Below are 19,188 nucleotides of genomic sequence, written 5' to 3'. Positions count from 1 at the left end.
GCAACCAAGGAGAGGCTCATCCATGAGAGACTGGCTCGGCAGCAAATCCCTGGGCACCCGGCTGTTGCTGGTGGTGCTGGCCTTCTCTTCCGTGGTCACCGCCGCCATCGTCTCCATCACCCTCTATGCCCAGTACCAGCAGTCCAACCGGGTGGTGGAGGCGCGCATGGCGTCCCTGGAGAACACCGTGCTGCCCGGCCTGATCCAGGCCCTGTGGGACGTGGATCCCAGCCTCACCGAATTGCAGCTCAAGGCCATCATGCAGCTGCCGGACGTGGCCGGCCTGCACCTGGCCTCGGATGACGGCCAGCATTACCGGCAGGGTGCCCAGCCCGGCCACAAGGACGTCGACCGCCAGTTCCGCTACGCCCTGGTCTACAAGGGCGACAAGGACTATGCGCTGGGGGATCTGCAGGTTTCGGTGAGCTACAGGCGCATCTATTCGGAGCTGTGGGAAGATCTGCTGATCCTGCTGGTGGCCCAGGGCGCCAAGACCTTCATGGTGTCGCTGTTCATCCTGGCGGTGGTATACCGGATGATCACCCGCCACCTGGCCCGCCTGGCCGAAGACATAGGCCGGCCCCTGCTGGACGACGATCTCCGCCTGGAACGGGACGAAGGCCGCTACCGGGACGAGCTGTCGGTACTGCTCAAGGCCATCAACCGCATGCGCGATCACCTCAAGCGCCAGCTGGCCTCCCTGAATCGCTCCGAGGTGATGCTCAAGAAGCAGAACCAGCGCCTGACCCTGGAGGTCAATGCCCGCACCCAGGAGCTGCGCTACCAGCGGGATCTGGCCCAGCTGCTCAGCGAACTGTCCATTACCCTGGTCAACACCGGGCCCATGGCGCTGATCCACAACCTCACCGAGGCCCTGGAGCGCCTGGGCCGTTTCCTGGATCTCGAGGCCATGCAGCTGCTGGACAGCCGCCACGGCAGCCACAGCCTGCTGGCCCAGTGGCCACAGGACGGCGCCGAGCCGCCGCTGGCGCAGATGCGCTGGCTGAGGGACAAGATCAGCCACGCCGGCCCGGTGCTGGTGAGCCACAGGGATCTGCCCCCGGAGGCCGAGGCCGAGCGGCGCTTCCTGGCCGACTTTCCCAAGGAAAGCAGCCTGGTCTTCTACGGCCTCTACCAGGAAGGACGCCAGGTGGGGGTACTGTGCCTGCGCGGCGCCCACATCAACCACCAGTGGCAGCAGGCCAACCTGACCCAGATCGCCCGCTTCACCGTGCTGCTGTCGGCGCTGCTGGTGCGTATCGAAGGGCCGGTGAGCCTGTTTTCCCACCGGGAGCTGCTGCCAAGTGGCGACGACAGTCCCTGGCTGGCGCCCGACGAGGCCAGGGCCGCCATCAAGGAGCTGGCCGGCCGCCAGTGCAGCCAGGGCAGTTACCTGTCGGTGATGCTGGTGGAATTCGCCGGCCAGGGCGAGCTGCCCGAGGAGCAGTTCCAGGATCTGAGCCACGAGGTGGAACGCGGTTTCGCCATCATGGACAGCCTGCTGGTGAAGCTGTCCCCTCGCCTGGTGATGGCGGTGCTGGCCGGCCCCAGCCCCCAGGCCACAGAGGCGCTGTCGACCCAGCTACACCAGGAGCTGGCGCCCCTGGCCCGGCCCTTCAAGGTGGCCATTGGCGGCATCACCCTGGTGCCCGAGAGCGGCGCCGACTTCGACAGCCTGCGTAACAGCGCCGATCACGCCCTGTTCCGGGCCCGCCAGGAAGAAAAAGGCCTCTTTATCGAGAGTATTGGCGGCTAGACGTGTCTCGGCGCCAGCGCCGCCCGTCATGGCCCTGTTCCTGGCCCGTCAGGAAGAAAAAGGCCTCTTTATCGAAAGCATCGGCGGCTAACGGCCAGGCCTTGCCTCGGCGCCAGCGCCGCCCGGCCATGGCCCTGTTCCGGGCCCGCCAGGAAGAAAAAGGCCTCTTTATCGAAAGCATAAGCAGCTAGGCTGCTGATTGGTCAGGAATATGCTCCGCTGACCGCCCTCAGTACCTGCCGGGCCCGCTCTATGGTCTCCTGGCCCACCCTGGGCGCCCGGCCCAGCAGCGGTCCATAGTCCACTCTTTGGCCCTGTGCCGTCGCCGCGATCACCGACGGCAGCACCTCGGGATCGTTACAGCACAGCAGCAGATCGCAGCCGGCCTCGGCGGCCTTATGGGCCCGCTCGGCCGGCGTGCCCAGCACCCCGGCCCCCTTCATGGACAGATCGTCCGAGAACACCAGGCCACGAAAGCCCAACCGCTCGCGCAGCACCGACTTCAGCCAGTAAGGCGATGCCGAGGCCGGCAGGCCGTCCAACTGCGCGAAGATCACATGGGCCGGCATGACGGCGCCCAGCAGCCCCTGCTCGATAAGGGCCCTGAAGGGCGCCATGTCCTCGGCCTCGATGGCGTCCAGGGGCCGATCGTCCACCGCCACCTGGTGGTGGCTATCTTCCACAACATGGCCGTGGCCGGGGAAATGCTTGCCGCAGGCGGCCATGCCGCCGTCCGCCATGCCGCGGGCGTAGGCCGCCGACAACCTGGCCACCAGCTCGGGCCGGTCGCTGAAGGCCCGGTCGCCGATCACGGCCTGGTTGATGCCCAGATCCAGCACAGGCGCATAGCTGAGATCCACGTCCAGGGCACGCAGCTCGGCCGCCATCACCAGGGCGGCCTGCCAGGCCAGGAAGGCGGCCACCTGCAGGTTGCCGCCGGCCAGGCGCAGCAGGCTGCCCGCCGCCGGGATGCGGGTAAAGTCGCCCCGAAAGCGCTGCACCCGGCCCCCCTCGTGATCCACGGTCATCACAATGGGCCGGCCCGCCGCCGCCCGGCAATCGGCGATCAGCGCCTTGAGCTGGGCGGTGCTTTCAAAGTTGCGGGTGAACAGGATGACGCCGGCCACCGCCGGGCTTTGCAGCCACTGGCGCTCGTCGTCTTCTAGGGTGGTGCCGCGCAGGTCGATCAACAGCTGGGCCATGGAACCCTCTCGTTAAGGCTTTGCCGCCATTATAAAAAAAGCCGGGCGAAAGGCCCGGCTTTTTACTTGACGATAAGCTTGGTTGTCAGCGTTTTATCAGGCGGCGCTGTCCGCCTTGGCGATGCCCTGGTTTTCCAGCACGCCCGGGGCGAAGTGGTCCACCTGGATGGCCTGGTAGCGCTTGGCGTCGGCGTCGCGGATCTGGACCGCTTCGTCTTCGCTGATCACGCCCTTGGCCAGGGCCTGCTCTATGGCTTCCTTGAAGGGAATGCGCTTGGCGATGGTGCCGTCCTGCTGGGCCTTGCCGATCTTGCGCTCGATGGGCGCCGCCTCGACCATGGCCAGGAAGGCCCGCTCCATGATGCCCACGGCGTCGTGCTCTTCCTCGCCGATGTGGCACAGGAAGGTCATGCGGTCACGGGCCACGCCGGGCGCCATCATGGCCTTGCAGATCTTCACGCCCAGCTCGTCCTTGGGCAGCTTGTAGTTGATGCCGAAGGGGAAGATGGTGCGCTTGAGCACGGCGGCCAGCACCGGGTGACCGAAGTTGGCGAAAAAGCCGTCGAAGGCCACGCCAGTCTCATGCAGCAGCGTCTGGATGCTGTGGTGCACATAGGGCAGATCCACCACCTGGCGGCCGTCGTCTTCGTAGCGCTTGAGCACGGCGGAGGCCAGGTAGAGGTTGGACAGCACGTCACCCAGGCGGGCGGAGATGCGCTCGCGACGCTTGAGGTCGCCGCCCAGCATCAGCATGGAGATGTCCGCGCACAGGGCCAGGGCCTTGGACATGCGGGTCAGCTGCTTGTAGTAGCGGGCGGTTTCGCCGCCCACCGGGGCGCCGTTGAGGTGGCCGCCGGTCAGGCCCTGGAACAGGGCGCCGAAGAAGTTGGAGGCGCCGAAGGCCACATGCTTGACCAGCAGACCGTCGAAGGCCTTGAGGCCGGCCTCGGCGTCCGGATTGGCCGCCGCTTCCATCTCCTGGAACACATAGGGATGGCAGCGGGTGGCGCCCTGGCCGAAGATCATCAGGTTGCGGGTCAGGATGTTGGCCCCTTCCACGGTGATGGCCACCGGGATGCCCATGTAGCCGTGACCCAGGTAGTTCTGGGGACCGAGCTGGATGCCCTTGCCGGCATGGATGTCCATGGCGTGGTCCATGATGGAGCGGGAACGCTCGGTCATGTGGTACTTGGCGATGGCGGTGATCACCGACGGGCTCAGGCCCATGTCGATGGCACCGGCGGTCAGGCGGCGGCTGGACTCCAGCACATAGGTGTCGGCGCCGATCTCGGCCATGGCCTCCTGGATGCCCTCGAACTTGCCGATGGACAGGCCGAACTGGCGGCGCACATAGGCGTAGGCGCCGGTCATGCGGGTGGCCAGGTGGCCGGTGGCGGTGGACAGGGCCGGCAGCGAGATGCCGCGGCCGGCGGACAGGCATTCCACCAGCATGCGCCAGCCCTTGCCGGCGTAGTCGGGGCCGCCGATGATCCAGTCGATGGGGATGAACACGTCATCACCGAAGGTGGGGCCGTTCATGAACGCCAGGCCCAGCGGGAAGTGGCGATCGCCGACCCGCACGCCCGGGTGATCGGTGGGGATCAGGGCACAGGTGATGCCGATGTCCTGGGTGTCGCCCAGGAGGCCGTCGGGATCCTTGAGCTTGAAGGCCAGGCCCAGCACGGTGGCCACAGGTGCCAGGGTGATGTAGCGCTTGTTCCAGTTCAGGCGGATGCCCAGCACTTCCTCGCCCTGGTACTGGCCCTTGCAGACGATGCCCTCGTCGGGGATGGCGCCGGCGTCGGAGCCCGCCTCGGGGCCGGTCAGGGCGAAACAGGGCACGTCGGTGCCGTTGGCCAGGGTCGGCAGCCAGCGATCCTTCTGCTCCTGGGTGCCGTAATGCATCAGCAGCTCGCCCGGTCCCAGGGAGTTGGGCACCATGACGCTGACGGCGCAGGACAGGGAGCGGGTGGCGATGGTGGACACTATGGTGGAGTTGGCGATGGCGGAGAACTCGCGGCCGCCATAGCTCTTGGGAATGATCATGGCGAAGAAGCCTTCCTTCTTCAGGTATTCCCACACCTCGGGCGGCAGATCCTTGGTCTCGTGGACGATCTTGTGGTCGTCCAGCATCTTCAGCAGGGTCTGGACCTGGTTGTCCAGGAAGGCCTGCTCTTCTTCATTGAGCTTGGGCGCCGGCACCTCCAGCAGCGACTGCCAGTTGGGCTTGCCGCGGAACAGCTCGCCATCCCACCACACATCACCGGCTTCCATGGCTTCCCGTTCGGTCTGGGACATGGGCGGCAAGATGCGCTTGAAGATGCCGAAGATCGGCTTGGTCAACAGCGGTCGGCGGATCCCCGGGACCCCAAGGATCACGGCCAGGGCCACCAGCACCAATAACAAGAATGTCATCATCCTATCCTCTTGTGCGTTGTGCTTTGTTGAGGGCGGCTCAGGCCGCCGAATTCGGGTCCAGCTCCGCCAGGGTCGGCGAAGGTGCATCCATGCCCGCGGCCAGGAAAGGCACCAGGCGGGCAATGAGACTTTCGATACTGTTCTGCTCGCCGAAATCCGCCTCGGCGATCTCGGTCAGGGCCCGGCTGGAGGCCATGGTGAACACCACTGTGCCCAGGGTGAAGTGCAGCCGCCAGAACAGCTCCTTCTGGCTCAGCCCCGGCTTGGCCTTGTGCACCGCCGCCATGAACAGGCCCAGGCCCTCGCCATACTGGCTGGTGATGAAGCGGCGCAGGTGGCCCTGCTTCTCGGTGTAGCCCCGGCCCAGCAGCTGCATGAACACGGCGGTGCCGTTGTGGCGGAAGCGGTTGAGCTCCAGCAGCGGCGCCACGAAGGCCGAGAACACCTCCTGCATGCCCAGTTCGTCCCTGGTGGCCAGCTCGGCCATGACGGCGGCCGTCCTGGGCATGAACTCGTCCATGTAACGGGCCACCACCGCCTGGATCAGCGCCTTCTTGGATCCAAAATGGTAGTTCACCGACGCCAGGTTCACCCCGGCCGCCGAGGTGATCAGGCGCAGCGAGGTGTCATTGAAGCCGTGTTCGGCGAAGAGCCTTTCGGCCACATCCAGGATGCGGCTCTTGGTGTCTTGGCGTTTGTTCATGGCAAACAGTGATATTAAACAGGTGTTTCAAAACTATGTTTACTCATCGGACTTGTCAAGCGTATTCAGTAAAGCCTTAACAAATAAAGGAAATAAATTTTTCAAAATTTTGGGAACCGATGGGGAAAGACCAGAGTCTGAATAGGTGAACGAGCTGGAAGGCTCCGTTCGTTTGGTTCTCTCCCTGGACCCAGCAAGCGCCCAACCGTCATAGCTTGCTGGGTTTTTTTATTGCCGATCCCCCCTATATACTGGTTCCCGCACAACCAATAACAGATAAGGGAACTTCAGATGGCATATCAAAAATCCCTGCTCGCCGTTGTCGTGGCCCTGGCCATGGCCGGTTGCCAGGACGACGCCAAGCAGACACAACAACCCCAGGCCGATGCTCAGCAAGGCGCCCCCGCCGCCCTGACCGTTGCCGACGCCAAGACCTTCGTGACCGACGCCGAAAAGGAGCTGACCCAGCTCTACAAGGAAGCCAACCGCGCCGAGTGGATCTACGCCAACTTCATCACCGAGGACACCGCCTCCCTGGCCGCCGACGTCAACGAGAAGCTCACCGCCCGCATCGTCGCCCTGGCCTCACAAGCCGCCCGCTTCGACGCCCTGGAGCTGGATCCCGTCACCCGCCGCAAGCTGGACAAGCTGAAGCTGTCCCTGGTGCTGCCGGCCCCCCAGGACGAGGCCAAGACCGCCGAACTGGCGAAGATCACCGCCGATCTGTCCGGCATGTACGGCAAGGGCAAGTTCGAGCTGGACGGCAAGGAGCTGACCCTGCGCGACATGGAGCTGATGATGGCCGAGCAGCGCGATCCCGAGCTGCTCAAGACCATCTGGAGCGGCTGGCGTGAGGTAGCCAAGCCCATGAAGCCCCTCTACGAGCGCGAGGTGGCCCTGGCCAACGAAGGCGCCAAGGCCCTGGGCTACCAGGATCTGGGCCAGTACTGGCGTGCCAAGTACGACATGGAGCCGGACGCCTTCGCCACCGAGCTGGATCGCCTCTGGGGCCAGGTCAAGCCCCTGTACGACGCCCTGCACTGCCATGTGCGCGCCAAGCTGGGCGAGCAGTACGGCGAGGAGGTGGTACCCCAGGACAAGCCCATCCCCGCCCATCTGCTGGGCAACATGTGGGCCCAGAGCTGGGGCAACATCTACCCGCTGGTGGCACCGGGTGCCGCCGATCCCGGCTATGATCTGACCGAGCAGCTCAAGGCCCACGGCTATACCCCCAAGAAGATGGTCAAGGGTGCCGAGAACTTCTTCACCTCCCTGGGCTTCGAGCCCCTGCCCGACACCTTCTGGAGCCGCTCCCTGTTCACCCAGCCCCGTGACCGCGACGTGGTCTGCCACGCCTCCGCCTGGGATCTGGACGGCCAGGACGACATCCGCATCAAGATGTGCATCCAGCAGACCGGCGAAGAGTTCTCGGTGATCCACCACGAGCTGGGCCACAACTTCTACCAGCGCGCCTACAAGAACCAGCCGGTGCTGTTCCAGGACAGCGCCAACGACGGCTTCCACGAGGCCATCGGCGACACCATCGCCCTGTCGGTCACCCCCAAGTACCTCAAGGAGATCGGCCTCATCGACGAGGTGCCGCCCGCCGACAAGGATTTGGGCCTGCTGATGAAACAGGCCCTGGACAAGGTGGCCTTCCTGCCCTTCGGCCTGCTGGTGGATCAGTGGCGCTGGAAGGTGTTCTCCGGCGAAGTGAGCCCGGAAAACTACAACCAGGCCTGGTGGGAACTGCGTGAGAAGTACCAGGGCGTGACCGCGCCGGTGGAACGCGCCGCCGACGCCTTCGATCCGGGCGCCAAGTACCATGTGCCGGGCAACACCCCCTACAGCCGCTACTTCCTGGCCCACATCCTGCAGTTCCAGTTCCACAAGGCGCTGTGCGAGAAGGCCGGCGACCAGGGCCCGGTACACCGCTGCTCCATCTACGGCTCCGAGGCCGCCGGCAAGCCCCTGGCTCAGATGCTGGAAATGGGTGCCTCCCAGCCCTGGCCCGAGGCCCTGGCGGTGACCACAGGCTCCAAGCAGATGGACGCCACCGCCATCCTGGACTACTTCGCCCCGCTCAAGGACTGGCTGGACGAGCAGAACCAGGGCCGCCAGTGCGGCTGGTAAGCCGATGAGTTCAAAGCCAAAGGCCGCTTCATGCGGCCTTTTTCTTGTTTTGCCCGCGACCAGCGGATAACCTGCCAATCTCAACCAGGCTGGAAGCCGGGCTTTCGGCCCCGACGTCATGACTCAAGGAAGGAAATGAAGATGCTCAAATACCTGCTCGTGTTGCTGCTGGCACTGCCCGGCCTGGCTTTCGGCCAGGAGCTCGACGTAGCAGCGCTCAAGGCGCAACTGCCCAAGAAGATAGATGAATACATCCAGGTCCTGGAAACAGGCAACTTTGAAGGCAAGGAGGCCCTGTTCTTTCCCCGCTACCAGCGGGAAAGGAAAAGTTTCCCCCGTAAATGGCAGGCCTTTCTGAAGAAGATGGCAAGCTCCCGCCAGAACACCCTGGCGGCCTTCAAGTACATCAAGCAGCAAAAACCCGCCTACTTCAGCACCAACGGTCAGTTTGCCGGCGCCGACTATTTCAACCTGCCCGCCGAGTTTGAATACCGCCGGATCAGGGCCAAGCTTATCGACGGCACCTGGTACCTGAACTGATACCCCTTTGAGGCCGCATCACGCGGCCTTTTTCATATCCCCAGCAACCCTGCCTGGGCCAGCCAGAGCACCGCCACGTAGCGGGCGGTCTTGCCGATGCCCACCAGCACCACGAACAGCGACAGCCGCACCTTCATCACCCCGGCGATAAAGGTCAGGGCGTCGCCGCCGAGCGGCATCCAGGCCAGCAGCAGGGTCCAGACGCCGTAATGCTGGAACCAGGCCTGGGCCTTTTCGACCTGGGCCGGCTTGAAATAGAACCAGCGCCTGTCCTGGAAATGCAGCAGGTAGCGTCCCAGCGCCCAGTTCACCACAGCCCCCAGGGTATTGCCGACCGAGGCCACCACCACCAGGGCCCAGCCCGGCTCGCCCTGGCGGATCAGGGCGTAGAGCACCACCTCCGAGTAGAACGGCAATATGGTGGCGGCCAGGAAGGCCGAGGCGAACAGCAGCAGGTAGCTCAGCATCGGCGCCGCCTGTGCAGGGCCTGGGCCACCAGCCAGCGAAACAGCCGGCGCTGCTCCTTCTGGTAGAAAAGATATTCCGGGTGCCACTGCACCCCCAGCCAGGGCAGGCCGCCCTTGTGCTCCACCCCCTGCACGAAGTTGTCGTAATCCCGGGCCGACACGGCCAGGGCCCTGGCCACCTGATCCATGGCCTGGTAATGGAGGCTGTTGATGCGCACCCGCCGGACGCCCAGGATGCGGTGCAGCCGCGACTCCGGCACCAGCAGGGCCGTCTTGCGCGGCAGTGGCGTCGGCCTGTTGGAGGTGTGGTGGCGCAGCCTGCGGATATTGGCGTAGAGGCTGCCGCCCAGGGCCACGTTGAGCAGCTGGGCGCCGCGGCAGATCCCCAGCAGCGGCAGGCCTTTGGCCAGGGCATATTCGATGTGGTGCAGCTCCAGCTCGTCCCTGCCCTCGTCGTAGCGGTCGTGGGGGGGGATAGCCTCGTCGTAGAGGGCGGGATGGATATCGTCGCCGCCGCTGATCACCAGGGCCTCCACCTGCTTCAGATCCACCTGGTGGCGAATGCTGATCCGCACCGCCCTGCCCCCGGCCAGGAACACCGACAGCCGGATGCAGAGCCAGGCCGGTGAAAAGCGCCTGTGGTTGCCGGTCACGCCGACAACAGGTCTTGGTGCAGTTGGTCCAGTGCCTTGTGCCATGGTTTTTCGGAAAGTCCCGTCCATTTGCCCTGGTATTGCCACCATTGCCCCAGCAGGCGACGGCGCTGCCCGTGGTGGCAGGCCAGGTGTTCGATGACGCACCACAGGTTCCAGGCCTGGTGCAGCGACCAGCCCGGCTTTTCTATCTCGCAGTTGGGCAGCCGGTAATGGAAGGTGGGCCTGGCCTTGATCCTGGGGTCGTCCAGGGTCGCCGCCACCCTGTCCCCGTCCAGGTGCTTGAACAGCGGCAGCAGATCCAGGGCCCGGTTGCGGGTGGGGTTGAACCAGAGGTAGTCGTCCATCAGCTGGGCCAGATCCAGGTTGCCCTCGTAGCGGCTGACCCTGAGCGCATAGTCCTCGGGGAAGGCGTCGATATAGGGGGTGATGCGCCGGACCGGATCGACCCTGTGGCGCTTGATGAGCCAGTCCTGGGCCAGGATGAAGGCCTGCAGGTAGCCGGTGATGGTATCGGCGTCCAGGGCCGGCAGCTCGGGATTGATATGGACGCCGAAGGCGTACAGCAGGGACTCCTCGGTGCCCTGGGCACCGGCCTCGCGCAGGCTGGCCACCAGGGGGTCGAGCAGGTGCAGCCGGTCCAGGGGCAGCGGCGGACACACCACTTCGATGGGCACCAGCTGGCTGGAGATCCAGGTCACCAGCTCCATCACCGGATCCTCCTGGCCCGGCCGCTCGGCCTGGCGCTGCCTGGCCAGATCCTTGGCCAGGGTCCAGTCCAGCTCGATGTTGAAGGTGCCGAGATCGTCGCAATGGACCTGGTATTCCGCCTCCGACAGCGGGCAGACCCGGCCATTCAACGTCCGGGCCAGCACCCAGGCGGCGGCCTTGAGTTCGACCCCGGCGAACTCCAGTTCAAAGCCCACCCGCCGCAGGCTGTTGTCGCTCTTGGTTTGCCGCTGGGGCTGGCAATAGTGCTGCTGGGGCATCCGCCTGATCGTCCTCACCTATGACCTTTTCAAGTGTAGACAGGCACATGGAACCGAAGCCGGTGGTGTTGCGGCCCTAGCCGGACGCCTGGGCGCGCGGCTGCCCCTGCTGCCGGGCGATGTAGCCGGTCAGGATCCGGTACAGGGCCTGGACCCGGGCACTGCCCTTGAGATCCCGGTGGTAGGCGAACCAGAGCGCGCTGTCCTGGCTTTCCGGACCGGTCTTGATCTCGGTGAGATCCGCCAGGGCCCGGGCCTTGTCGCGGTCGATGGGGCCTATCCCCAGGCCGGCGACGATGGCCGACTGGATATCGGAGAAGTTGTTGCTCTGGTAGGCGATGTTCTCTTCGCTGAGGTTGGCCAGCATGGCCTTGACGAAGGGGATGTTGCGCTTGTGGCCGCTGGGCAGGATCCAGTGGTGGCGCCGGTACTGGGCCTTGCTGGCCGGCAGCCCGAAGCGCGCCACATAGGTGCGCGCCGCGTAGTAGCCGAAGCGGATGTCCAGCAGCTTGCGCACGATGAGGTCGGCGCCGTCCGGCTCCCAGCCGGCCCGGATCGCCACATGCACGGCCCCCGAACTCAGCGACAGCACCTCGTCGGTGGCCAGGACCTGGATGCGCAGTTCCGGGTAGGCCTCGCGGCATTCCTTGAGCACCGGGTGCAGGAAGGCCGAATACTCCGGCAAGGTGGTGATCCTCAGGGTGCCGGTGATCTGGTTGTCGACACTGGCCACCGCATGGGTCAGCCGGCCGATCTGCGCCAGTATGGGCGGCATCTGGCTCAGCATCAGCTGCCCGGCCTCGGTGAGCCGGTAGCCCCGCTGGTGGCGGATGAACAGCTTGCAGTCCAGCCCTTCCTCCAGGGCGTTGATGTGCCTGAGCACGGTGGCATGGTTGATACCCAGGTGGGCACCGGCCTTGCTGAGCGAGCCCAGCCTGGCCACCTGGTAGGCAATCTTCAAGTCATCCCAGCTGACGTCCTGCACGCCCTACTCCCTTTGTGCAGATCTGCACATTTGTTTCACCCTAATGGCCAGTTTTTCCCAACCAAGTGGTCGCTATCATAGGGGGCTTACAACTCATTAACAAAGGGTCCGTGGTCCGGCCAGCCGGCCGCCAGAGGCCCAGGGCCGCCTCCCCAGGGGCGGTCGATAAAGGAAGATCACCCATGACAGCACCTCGTATCGCCATCATCGGCGGCGGCATCGCCGGCCTGGCCTTTGCCGTGCGCATCCGGCAGTTGGGCGGCCGGGTCGACATCTATGAGCGCGCCTCCCTGTCCGGCCGCGAAGGCCTGGGCTTCATCATGCTGGAAAACGGCCTGGCGGCCATGGACAAGCTGGGCCTGGCCGACGCCGTTCGCGCCACCGGCTTCGCCCTCGACGACTGCCTGATCCAGGCCAGCGACGGCCAGCCCCTGCGCCGGGAAGAACTCACCGACAGCTACGGCCTGGCCCGCAAGGCCTTCGTGGACGTGCTGCTCAACCAGATCCCCCGGGACTGGCTGCACTTCGACCACAGGTTCAGCCATTTCGACTTCGACGGTCAGGGCCGCGCCCTGGCCGCCCATTTCGACAACGGCGCCCGGGTCGAGGCCGACTGGTTCCTCGGCTGCGACGGCGGCCGCTCCCAGGTACGCCGGCAGATCTTCCCGGACGCCAGCCGCTCCGAGGTCAGGGTCAAGGAGCTGGTTTCCATCATCCGCGATCCGGCCCTGGTGGCGCGGGTCGGCCGTCGCTTCGTCAAGACCAAGCGCCTGGAAGGCGGCCTGGCCGTGGGCATGGTGCCGGCATCCCAGGACACCCTGATCTGGTTCCTGCAGTTCGACTCCCACCGCTTCGACCTCAGCGACACCAGCTTCGCCGCCAAGAAGGCCTTTGCCCTGGAACTGGTGGCCGACTGGCCACAGCCCATAGGCGAGCTCATAGAGGCAACCAATTTCGATCAGTCCCATCTCTGGCAAACCTGTTACCTGCACCCGCTCAAGCAGTTCTGCCGCCGCAATGTGGTGCTGCTGGGCGACGCCGCCCACGCCCTGCTCACCTTCACCAGCCAGGGCGTCAACTCCGCCATCGAGGACGCCGCCCTGCTGGCGCAGATCTGGACCGAAGGCTTCCACGAGGAACACCTGGATTTCTACTGCCAGATGCGCCGCCAGGCCGTGGCCCCCTTCCTGAAACAGGGCATCGCCCTGCAGGACGAGTTCCTATCCGAGCACGACCATGACCAGAAGATCCCCTTCGCCTTCTAAGGAGCACCCCATGACCGACCTCTTTGCCGACCACCAGGTGCCCCTGGATCTGCTGGCCAAGCGCGCCTTCAACTTCCGCTGGGCCGAAACCGAGCCGGGCGTGATCCCGCTGACCGCCGCCGACCCCGATTTCCCGGTGGCCCGGGAGATCCGTGACGCCATCAGTGACTACGCCCAGTCCGGGCTGTTCTCCTACGGCCCCCACCTGGGCCTCAAGGACTTCCGCCTGGCCCTGGCCGAGGCCATGGGCCAGCGCCGCGGCTACGACCTCAACCCGGACTGGATCCTGCCCATCGACAGCGCCGCCTCGGGCATGTACGCCATCGCCCGCGCCTACCTCAGGCCCGGCGACGAGATGATCATCTTCGATCCGGTGGACTTCCTGTTCGAGCAGTCCGCCCTGGCCGCCGGCGCCACCGTCAAGCGCTGCCCCTTCGACGAAGCCAGCGGCCGCTTCCGCCTGGATCGGCTGGATGGCATGGTCAGCGACCGCACCCGGCTCATTGGCGTCTGCAACCCCCACAACCCCCTGGGCCGGCTGATGCGGCAGGATGAACTGGCCGAGATAGCCGCCTTTGCCGAGCGCCACGACCTGTGGATCATGAACGACGAGATCTGGTCCGATATCGTCTTCCCGGAACAGGACTTCGTCAGCTTCCACCACCAGCCGCTCAGCTCGGACAGGGTCATCACCGTCTACGGCTTCTCCAAGGCCTTTGGCCTGGCCGGGCTCAGGATAGGTGCCGTGATGGCGCCCAGCCAGGAGAGCTTCGACGCCATCACCGCCGCCGCCCACGTGATGACCACCGCCGGCGGCGTCGCCACCCTGTCCCAGGTGGCCGCCACCACCGCACTCAGGGACTGTTGGTACTGGGTGGACGCCTTCACCGACCACCTCAGGGCCCAGCGCGATCTGGCCGTTGCCAGGCTCAACGCCATGCCCGGCGTCAGCTGCACCGTACCCGAGGCCACCTACCTGCTGTTCCCGGATATCCGCGCTACCGGCATGGCCGCCGAGGCGCTGGTGGACCATCTGCACCGCGAAGCCAGGCTGGCGGTGGTGCCCGGCAACGCCCGCTTCTTCGGTCCCGGCGCCGAGGGCCATATCCGCATCTGCTTCGCCACCAGCAGGGCCATCCTCAGCGAGGGCCTGGACCGGATGGAAAAAGCCCTCATCGCCCTGCGGCAGGGCCGCTGACGAAAAAAGGCGCCGTTCGGCGCCTTTTTCTCTTGCTCTGAAATCCCTTGGCTGTCATGCAGTTAGCCTTGTTGCAGGCTTGTAAAAACCGTATCCTTGCCCCTGGTTCAGGGACGAATGCCTTTCCGTATGCCTGTGGCGGTAGCGTGCCCAGCCACAACTGTATGTCCACACAGCATATCGCCGGCAACGCCCTGAAACATGCGCGTTATCCCTCCTGCCGATGCGCGTTTATCTCGTTCAGCCTTGTTAAAAGCCAATGCAATCAGAACATTACCCATGGTCGAATGTCGGGATATCGCGCCCTTGCAAGGATGAAAACACGCATGCGTGTTTTCATCCCGGCGGATCCAGTGGTCAACAAAGAATGCTTATTTAATCAAAACACTGTGGCGACTATCCAATTGGTCTTACCAATAGATAACAGGCGTGCGCACAATACAGCGTTAGATTTTTTAGGAAAGTTTAGTGAATTACGAAGAGATCGAAAAATTTATAGCCGGTGGATGTAATCTTGAAGGACTTATTGTTCAAACAGGAGATGAGATCAGAGAAGCTTCTAAACTGGGTTATGAACAAGAATGGTTAGATTGTAGGTTGATGCTTATTTCTAGTATCAATTTACTCCTAAATTTCCGAGCATGTGTGCCTGGAGAAACTAATGAATCTAACTCAGATAGATTAATATTGTTAATTTCGTTGATTCAAGGAATTTCATACACAGAATCATTAATAAGTGAAGGCCAATACATTAAAGCGGCTGCTTGTTTAAAACAGGACTACGAAATAATAACTCGAGTTAATGAAGTTAAGATTGGCAAAGCAAAGCCTAAAGTTACACCAAATGTAAAGCATGCACCTGCCGGTTCACAACGTATTTACGGTGAACTTAATGATATATCGCACCCTTCAAACATAAATATATTATTAGATCTGGTGAATAAGTTTGAAAACGGAGAGGTCAAAGGAGTTTCGCCTCAACCTAAATATCACAATGAAATCTCTAGAAGCCTTTATCAGCTTCATGTTTGGCTACTCTTTGAAACATTGCGTGAAATGATGATGTTAAAAGTAGATTTATACGGTAAGGACATTCTCGAAGAGGTTGAAATTGTAAAAATTCAATTCTTGGCTGCCCATAAATTGCTACTACAAACTGGCTTTGAGATTGTTGAAGAAAAAATCTAACAAGCGCCTGCAATCTGACCTCCGGCCACTGTCACCTTTTGTGCAAAAACCGCACAAAAGGCGCCAGCAGCCTCCGGCAGTTGAGGCGGGCGTTGATATGATTCCCTTTGTCAAATAGACAAAGATAGCCTTACCGAGAATTAGATAAGCCCGGTAAGGTCACACTGGCGGCTGGGCTTTGGCAAGTAAGTGTCGGCGGTTGACCTTGCTGATATCCGCGGATTTTAACCGCATTACTTGTTTGCGCCGCTGGAGCCTTGCCTCAGTCTAGGAGCGCGGATGTCACCGCTTAACGCCCTCGAGGATTGCTCTCACCGCTGCCGCCACCCACAACCGTCAGTGTGTATCTATTGCGCCCCTGGAGTTAGCAACTAACCCGTGGCAAATCCACGTCAAAGTCTTGTGCCAGCTCCCAGAGGTAACCACTTAGTTCCCGGGCGACGGCCGTGACCACTTTGTTGTACTCCTTGCCCCGGGCCTTGAGTGCACGGAATCGCCCGCATAATCGTTGTTGGATCTCCCAGGAGCGACTCTGCAGCTTGATGGAATGCCCTTGCTGCCGTGTTTCCAACTCTCGCGATACTTTCGGCGGGAAACGGTAAGCCCAGGCGGCTTCAATCAATATTCGTCGGGCGTGGCTGTTGCCGCACTTGGTGATGCCTCCCCGCCACTCCCGCTGACCACTCGAGTGCTCAGCGGGCGTCAAACCCACAAAGTTCATCAGGGATCGGGGGGAAGCAAAGCGGCGCAAGTCTCCAAGCTCGGCCACCAAGGTGACGGCCGAGAGGAAGCGGATCCCCCTGAGTACCGTCAGTCTTTGCACCAACGGGTACCAGCGCCACGAGTCGGCCAGGGTCTGCAGCTCAAGCTCCAGCCGCTGCAAGCGTTCATACCGTTCGGTGACGATATTGATGTAATGCTGATAGGTGATTTTACTGGCAGGCTCTGCAAAGCTGATGTCGGCCAGATGGCGACGATAGGCCTCGGTCCAGTTCTGCCTGCCCGAACATGGGTGACCGTGACGTAGCAGGAAAGATTTGAGTCTCTGCCGGGCCTGACGCAGGTCCAGCATGGCGTCTTCCCGGCAACGAATAAGGTCGCGAATAGCTTCATCCCGCTCATCCGGGACGTAGATAGGCTGTAAATCACCACTGCGGGCCAGACGCGCCAAGGTCATGGCGTCGCGCTTGTCGGTTTTCACTTTGTCGCCAGGCGCTTTCGGAATAAGTGCCGGAGCAATGACCCAACACTCAACACCGCGCCGTTGCAGATAGCGATATAGCCAAAAGCCACAAGGTCCTGCCTCGTAGATCACGCATAGTTTGGTGGCTTTGGCTAATTGATTCTTAATGAGTTTATCAAAAGAGCGGATGTTGGTGAGGATGGTGCCATGATATTGCACCGCCTCTCCCAATTGATCTGAAACCCATGCGACGTCAGTGGTTTCCTTGTGTACATCCAACCCGATGAAAAGTGTGTTAGCTTTAGACATGTCGGCCTCCTGTGATGTTTGTGCCTACAACAAACAGTGTGGCTCTGGTCTGACTAATCCACGATAAAACACCGGAGGCCGACACTTGTACAGGGAATCATTATGTCTAGGCATACAAAACGATGGATTCTTTAGTATTATTCTTGTTCGGTAAATCTGGAACAGGGAAGTCCTATATCGGTGACTTTATCGGGGAGATTCTAGGTTGGTATGTTTACCACGCGGATGAGGACTTGATTGAAGAGATGAAGATCGCCTTAAGCGAAAGCAGGCCGTTTACCAATGACATGAGAGATCGGTATTTCACAATAATCGCCGAGAAAATAATGAAATTACAGAAAATTCACCGGCGCATTGTTGTAACACAAGGTGCTTATAAACGACGACACCGAGATTACCTAGCCTCAAATATCTCTGACATAGAGTTAGTCTATGTCCAATCTAGTGAGGCACTAATACTGAAAAGGCTTTCGGACAGGACGGCTGGTATTAGCGCATCCAGTGCGAAGGCACTAAATCAAGACTTTGAACAACCAAGTTCTCAGGTTAATACCATTATTAATAATGGCTCAAAATCTGACATCGCCAAACAACTAAGCGCTATAGCAGCGGCCATGCCTAACAAGTTTAGCCAGCAGGACGCAGCAAAGCTGCGCCTCTGCTAAAGGCATTATGCATTATGAATGAGAATCTTAATCAACGTCTAAATCCAGCCCGTAGGTTGGGATGAGGGACGAATCCCAACATGGTTGTAATAGGAAGGATGTCATAATCATTCGTAACTCAATCCTATCGGCGGACTATCCCCTGCTCTGAACGTATTGCGTCACACGGAAATGATATGCGCTATCGACGTTTACGGCTGGCGGAGGGAAATTCTTTTTTATGGTCAATCTGGCCAAGCGTAGTCAAACTCTGCTGGTCGATCACGTCGAGGCGCTTCGCTCGATCTTTTGCTCATGTGAAGCGGCGCCACCGGTTTGGAGGCTGGTTCGGATTTCGGGAAGTAAAGCTTAGGTAGTGATGTTGGGATTCGTTTCTCATCCCAACCTACGATCTCAACGCCGCGCCGTTGCAGATAGCGATATAGCCAAAAGCCACAAGGCCCTGCCTCGTAGATCACGCATAGTTTGGTGGCTTTGGCTAATTGATTCTTAATAAGTTTACCAAAAGAGCGGATGTTGGTGAGGATGGTGCCATGATATTGCACCGCCTCTCCCAATTGATCTGAAACCCATGCGGCGTCAGTGGTTTCCTTGTGTACATCCAACCCGATGAAAAGTGTGTTAGCTTTAGACATGTCGGCCTCCTGTGATGTTTGTGCCTACAACAAACAGTGTGGCTCTGGTCTGACTAATCCACGATAAAACACCGGAGGCCGACACTTGCACAGGGAATCATTATGTCTATGCTACCACCGACAATTTTAGTAAGGGGAAGATATGAAGCCTAGGTTGTTTATTGGCTCATCTGTCGAAAACTTGGATGTTGCTTATGCTATTCAAGAAAACTTAGAACACTCAGTAGAAGTTACTGTATGGTCTCAAGGTGTATTTGAGTTGAGCAAATATACAATGGAATCTCTTATGGACGCCCTCGATGACTCGGACTTTGGTTTGTTTGTTTTTTCTCCTGATGACATAACGCAGTTACGAGGCGAACCCAAGAAAACCGTTCGTGACAACGTCGTATTTGAACTTGGCTTATTCGTTGGGGGGCTAGGCCGGGAACGTAGTTTCGTTGTTATTCCCCGAGGCCATGAAGATTTTCATTTGCCTACAGATTTGCTAGGAATTACTCCCGCAACATTTGATGCTGAAAGACAAGATGGCAACTTAGTTGCATCGTTAGGGCCAGCTTGCAATCGAATAAACAAATCAATTGCCAAGCTGGGAGGAAAATCTTCTTCTAAACATAATGTTTCTCAAACTGAAATTTCCACTAAAGAGGCAGATGATTCTCATCTCATTGATGATGAAAATGATTGCATCTCTCTTATTCAATCATGGATGGGGCAACGTCACAGCAGTGATAATACAGCAGCAATCAAATATTCAGATGTTGACAGAGAGCTTGGGTTGGTAAAAGGGTCGGCACTAAAATATATTGAGGTTGCAGCCAAAGAGTGGGGGTATATTCCTTCTCGAAAAGGGGCTGCAACAATTCTATTTAAAGATACGACGCCAAATCATTGGTAGC

At 60.8% G+C, this 19,188-nt stretch carries 17 protein-coding genes; 8 read left to right on the top strand and 9 right to left on the bottom strand.

Going from position 1 to position 19,188, the window contains the following annotated elements:
- Positions 1 to 22: 22 nt before the first annotated feature.
- On the top strand, positions 23 to 1,756 hold the full coding sequence (locus tag WDB71_RS07195) for a hypothetical protein (RefSeq protein ID WP_341503962.1): 1,734 nt from the start codon (positions 23 to 25) through the stop codon (positions 1,754 to 1,756).
- A 203-nt stretch (positions 1,757 to 1,959) separates the two neighbouring features.
- On the opposite strand, the gene nagZ is transcribed toward WDB71_RS07195, so the two are convergent.
- From nagZ to WDB71_RS07180, 3 genes are all read right to left on the bottom strand, one after another.
- Entirely contained in the window at positions 1,960 to 2,958 is a 999-nt protein-coding gene (gene nagZ / locus WDB71_RS07190; RefSeq protein WP_341503961.1) for a beta-N-acetylhexosaminidase, read from the bottom strand.
- Between the two features lie 96 nt (positions 2,959 to 3,054).
- On the bottom strand, positions 3,055 to 5,376 hold the full coding sequence (locus tag WDB71_RS07185) for an acyl-CoA dehydrogenase (protein ID WP_341503960.1): 2,322 nt from the start codon (positions 5,374 to 5,376) through the stop codon (positions 3,055 to 3,057).
- Positions 5,377 to 5,413: 37 nt separating this feature from the next.
- Positions 5,414 to 6,079 (bottom strand): TetR/AcrR family transcriptional regulator, encoded by a 666-nt coding sequence (locus WDB71_RS07180; protein WP_341503959.1) that lies wholly within the window; start codon positions 6,077 to 6,079, stop codon positions 5,414 to 5,416.
- 291 nt (positions 6,080 to 6,370) lie between these two features.
- Here WDB71_RS07180 and WDB71_RS07175 point away from each other — a divergent pair, with 291 nt between their 5' ends.
- Together WDB71_RS07175 and WDB71_RS07170 are read left to right on the top strand one after the other, a co-directional pair.
- Positions 6,371 to 8,212 (top strand): M2 family metallopeptidase, encoded by a 1,842-nt coding sequence (locus tag WDB71_RS07175; RefSeq protein WP_341503958.1) that lies wholly within the window; start codon positions 6,371 to 6,373, stop codon positions 8,210 to 8,212.
- 141 nt (positions 8,213 to 8,353) lie between these two features.
- Positions 8,354 to 8,752, top strand: a complete 399-nt coding sequence (locus WDB71_RS07170) for a hypothetical protein (RefSeq protein WP_341503957.1) — start codon at positions 8,354 to 8,356, stop codon at positions 8,750 to 8,752.
- Between the two features lie 32 nt (positions 8,753 to 8,784).
- Here the strand turns inward: WDB71_RS07170 and WDB71_RS07165 are convergent, their stop codons facing one another.
- The 4 genes from WDB71_RS07165 to WDB71_RS07150 form a co-directional block, all read right to left on the bottom strand.
- Complete coding sequence (locus tag WDB71_RS07165; protein ID WP_341503956.1) at positions 8,785 to 9,219, bottom strand: YqaA family protein; 435 nt, start codon at positions 9,217 to 9,219, stop codon at positions 8,785 to 8,787.
- Positions 9,213 to 9,872 (bottom strand): gamma-glutamyl-gamma-aminobutyrate hydrolase family protein, encoded by a 660-nt coding sequence (locus WDB71_RS07160; protein ID WP_341503955.1) that lies wholly within the window; start codon positions 9,870 to 9,872, stop codon positions 9,213 to 9,215. Before WDB71_RS07160 ends, WDB71_RS07165 begins: the two co-directional genes overlap by 7 nt.
- On the bottom strand, positions 9,869 to 10,861 hold the full coding sequence (locus tag WDB71_RS07155; RefSeq protein WP_341503954.1) for an amidoligase family protein: 993 nt from the start codon (positions 10,859 to 10,861) through the stop codon (positions 9,869 to 9,871). The genes WDB71_RS07160 and WDB71_RS07155 overlap by 4 nt, the downstream gene beginning before the upstream one ends.
- 76 nt (positions 10,862 to 10,937) lie before the next feature.
- On the bottom strand, positions 10,938 to 11,846 hold the full coding sequence (locus tag WDB71_RS07150; protein WP_341503953.1) for a LysR family transcriptional regulator: 909 nt from the start codon (positions 11,844 to 11,846) through the stop codon (positions 10,938 to 10,940).
- A 182-nt stretch (positions 11,847 to 12,028) separates the two neighbouring features.
- Here WDB71_RS07150 and WDB71_RS07145 point away from each other — a divergent pair, with 182 nt between their 5' ends.
- From WDB71_RS07145 to WDB71_RS07135, 3 genes are all read left to right on the top strand, one after another.
- Positions 12,029 to 13,111: an NAD(P)/FAD-dependent oxidoreductase gene (locus WDB71_RS07145; protein WP_341503952.1), complete on the top strand. Its 1,083-nt coding sequence runs from the start codon at positions 12,029 to 12,031 to the stop codon at positions 13,109 to 13,111.
- Positions 13,112 to 13,121: 10 nt separating this feature from the next.
- Entirely contained in the window at positions 13,122 to 14,309 is a 1,188-nt protein-coding gene (locus tag WDB71_RS07140; protein WP_341503951.1) for a pyridoxal phosphate-dependent aminotransferase, read from the top strand.
- Positions 14,310 to 14,777: 468 nt separating this feature from the next.
- On the top strand, positions 14,778 to 15,497 hold the full coding sequence (locus WDB71_RS07135; RefSeq protein WP_341503950.1) for a hypothetical protein: 720 nt from the start codon (positions 14,778 to 14,780) through the stop codon (positions 15,495 to 15,497).
- Between the two features lie 364 nt (positions 15,498 to 15,861).
- Here WDB71_RS07135 and WDB71_RS07130 read toward each other — a convergent pair whose 3' ends face one another.
- A complete protein-coding gene (locus tag WDB71_RS07130) occupies positions 15,862 to 16,989 on the bottom strand; it encodes an IS110 family transposase (RefSeq protein WP_341501454.1) in 1,128 nt (375 codons plus the stop codon).
- Positions 16,990 to 17,111: 122 nt separating this feature from the next.
- Between WDB71_RS07130 and WDB71_RS07125 the strand changes: the two genes are divergently transcribed.
- Positions 17,112 to 17,654, top strand: coding sequence for an AAA family ATPase (locus tag WDB71_RS07125; protein ID WP_341503949.1), 543 nt, complete (start codon positions 17,112 to 17,114; stop codon positions 17,652 to 17,654).
- A 224-nt stretch (positions 17,655 to 17,878) separates the two neighbouring features.
- On the opposite strand, the gene WDB71_RS07120 is transcribed toward WDB71_RS07125, so the two are convergent.
- Complete coding sequence (locus WDB71_RS07120; RefSeq protein WP_341503948.1) at positions 17,879 to 18,289, bottom strand: hypothetical protein; 411 nt, start codon at positions 18,287 to 18,289, stop codon at positions 17,879 to 17,881.
- 142 nt (positions 18,290 to 18,431) lie between these two features.
- On the opposite strand from WDB71_RS07120, the gene WDB71_RS07115 reads away from it, so the two are divergent.
- Positions 18,432 to 19,187 (top strand): nucleotide-binding protein, encoded by a 756-nt coding sequence (locus WDB71_RS07115; RefSeq protein WP_341503947.1) that lies wholly within the window; start codon positions 18,432 to 18,434, stop codon positions 19,185 to 19,187.
- Position 19,188 lies beyond the last annotated feature (1 nt).

Origin of the sequence: Gallaecimonas sp. GXIMD4217 (assembly GCF_038087665.1) — a bacterium.
In the GTDB taxonomy this organism is placed as follows: Bacteria; Pseudomonadota; Gammaproteobacteria; order Enterobacterales; family Gallaecimonadaceae; genus Gallaecimonas.
The sequence above is the reverse complement of the archived record's forward strand: the minus strand, read 5'-3'. Positions and strand labels throughout refer to the sequence as shown.

Bases quoted from the DNA above. Each gene is read 5' to 3' on its own strand.
- WDB71_RS07130 (WP_341501454.1), bottom strand. From the start codon at position 16,989: ATGTCTAAAGCTAACACACTTTTCATCGGGTTGGATGTACACAAGGAA.
- WDB71_RS07120 (WP_341503948.1), bottom strand. From the start codon at position 18,289: ATGTCTAAAGCTAACACACTTTTCATCGGGTTGGATGTACACAAGGAA.
- WDB71_RS07195 (WP_341503962.1), top strand. From the start codon at position 23: ATGAGAGACTGGCTCGGCAGCAAATCCCTGGGCACCCGGCTGTTGCTG.
- WDB71_RS07140 (WP_341503951.1), top strand. From the start codon at position 13,122: ATGACCGACCTCTTTGCCGACCACCAGGTGCCCCTGGATCTGCTGGCC.
- WDB71_RS07170 (WP_341503957.1), top strand. From the start codon at position 8,354: ATGCTCAAATACCTGCTCGTGTTGCTGCTGGCACTGCCCGGCCTGGCT.
- WDB71_RS07180 (WP_341503959.1), bottom strand. From the start codon at position 6,079: ATGAACAAACGCCAAGACACCAAGAGCCGCATCCTGGATGTGGCCGAA.
- nagZ (WP_341503961.1), bottom strand. From the start codon at position 2,958: ATGGCCCAGCTGTTGATCGACCTGCGCGGCACCACCCTAGAAGACGAC.
- WDB71_RS07115 (WP_341503947.1), top strand. From the start codon at position 18,432: ATGAAGCCTAGGTTGTTTATTGGCTCATCTGTCGAAAACTTGGATGTT.
- WDB71_RS07175 (WP_341503958.1), top strand. From the start codon at position 6,371: ATGGCATATCAAAAATCCCTGCTCGCCGTTGTCGTGGCCCTGGCCATG.
- WDB71_RS07155 (WP_341503954.1), bottom strand. From the start codon at position 10,861: ATGCCCCAGCAGCACTATTGCCAGCCCCAGCGGCAAACCAAGAGCGAC.
- WDB71_RS07165 (WP_341503956.1), bottom strand. From the start codon at position 9,219: ATGCTGAGCTACCTGCTGCTGTTCGCCTCGGCCTTCCTGGCCGCCACC.
- WDB71_RS07125 (WP_341503949.1), top strand. From the start codon at position 17,112: ATGGATTCTTTAGTATTATTCTTGTTCGGTAAATCTGGAACAGGGAAG.
- WDB71_RS07185 (WP_341503960.1), bottom strand. From the start codon at position 5,376: ATGATGACATTCTTGTTATTGGTGCTGGTGGCCCTGGCCGTGATCCTT.
- WDB71_RS07145 (WP_341503952.1), top strand. From the start codon at position 12,029: ATGACAGCACCTCGTATCGCCATCATCGGCGGCGGCATCGCCGGCCTG.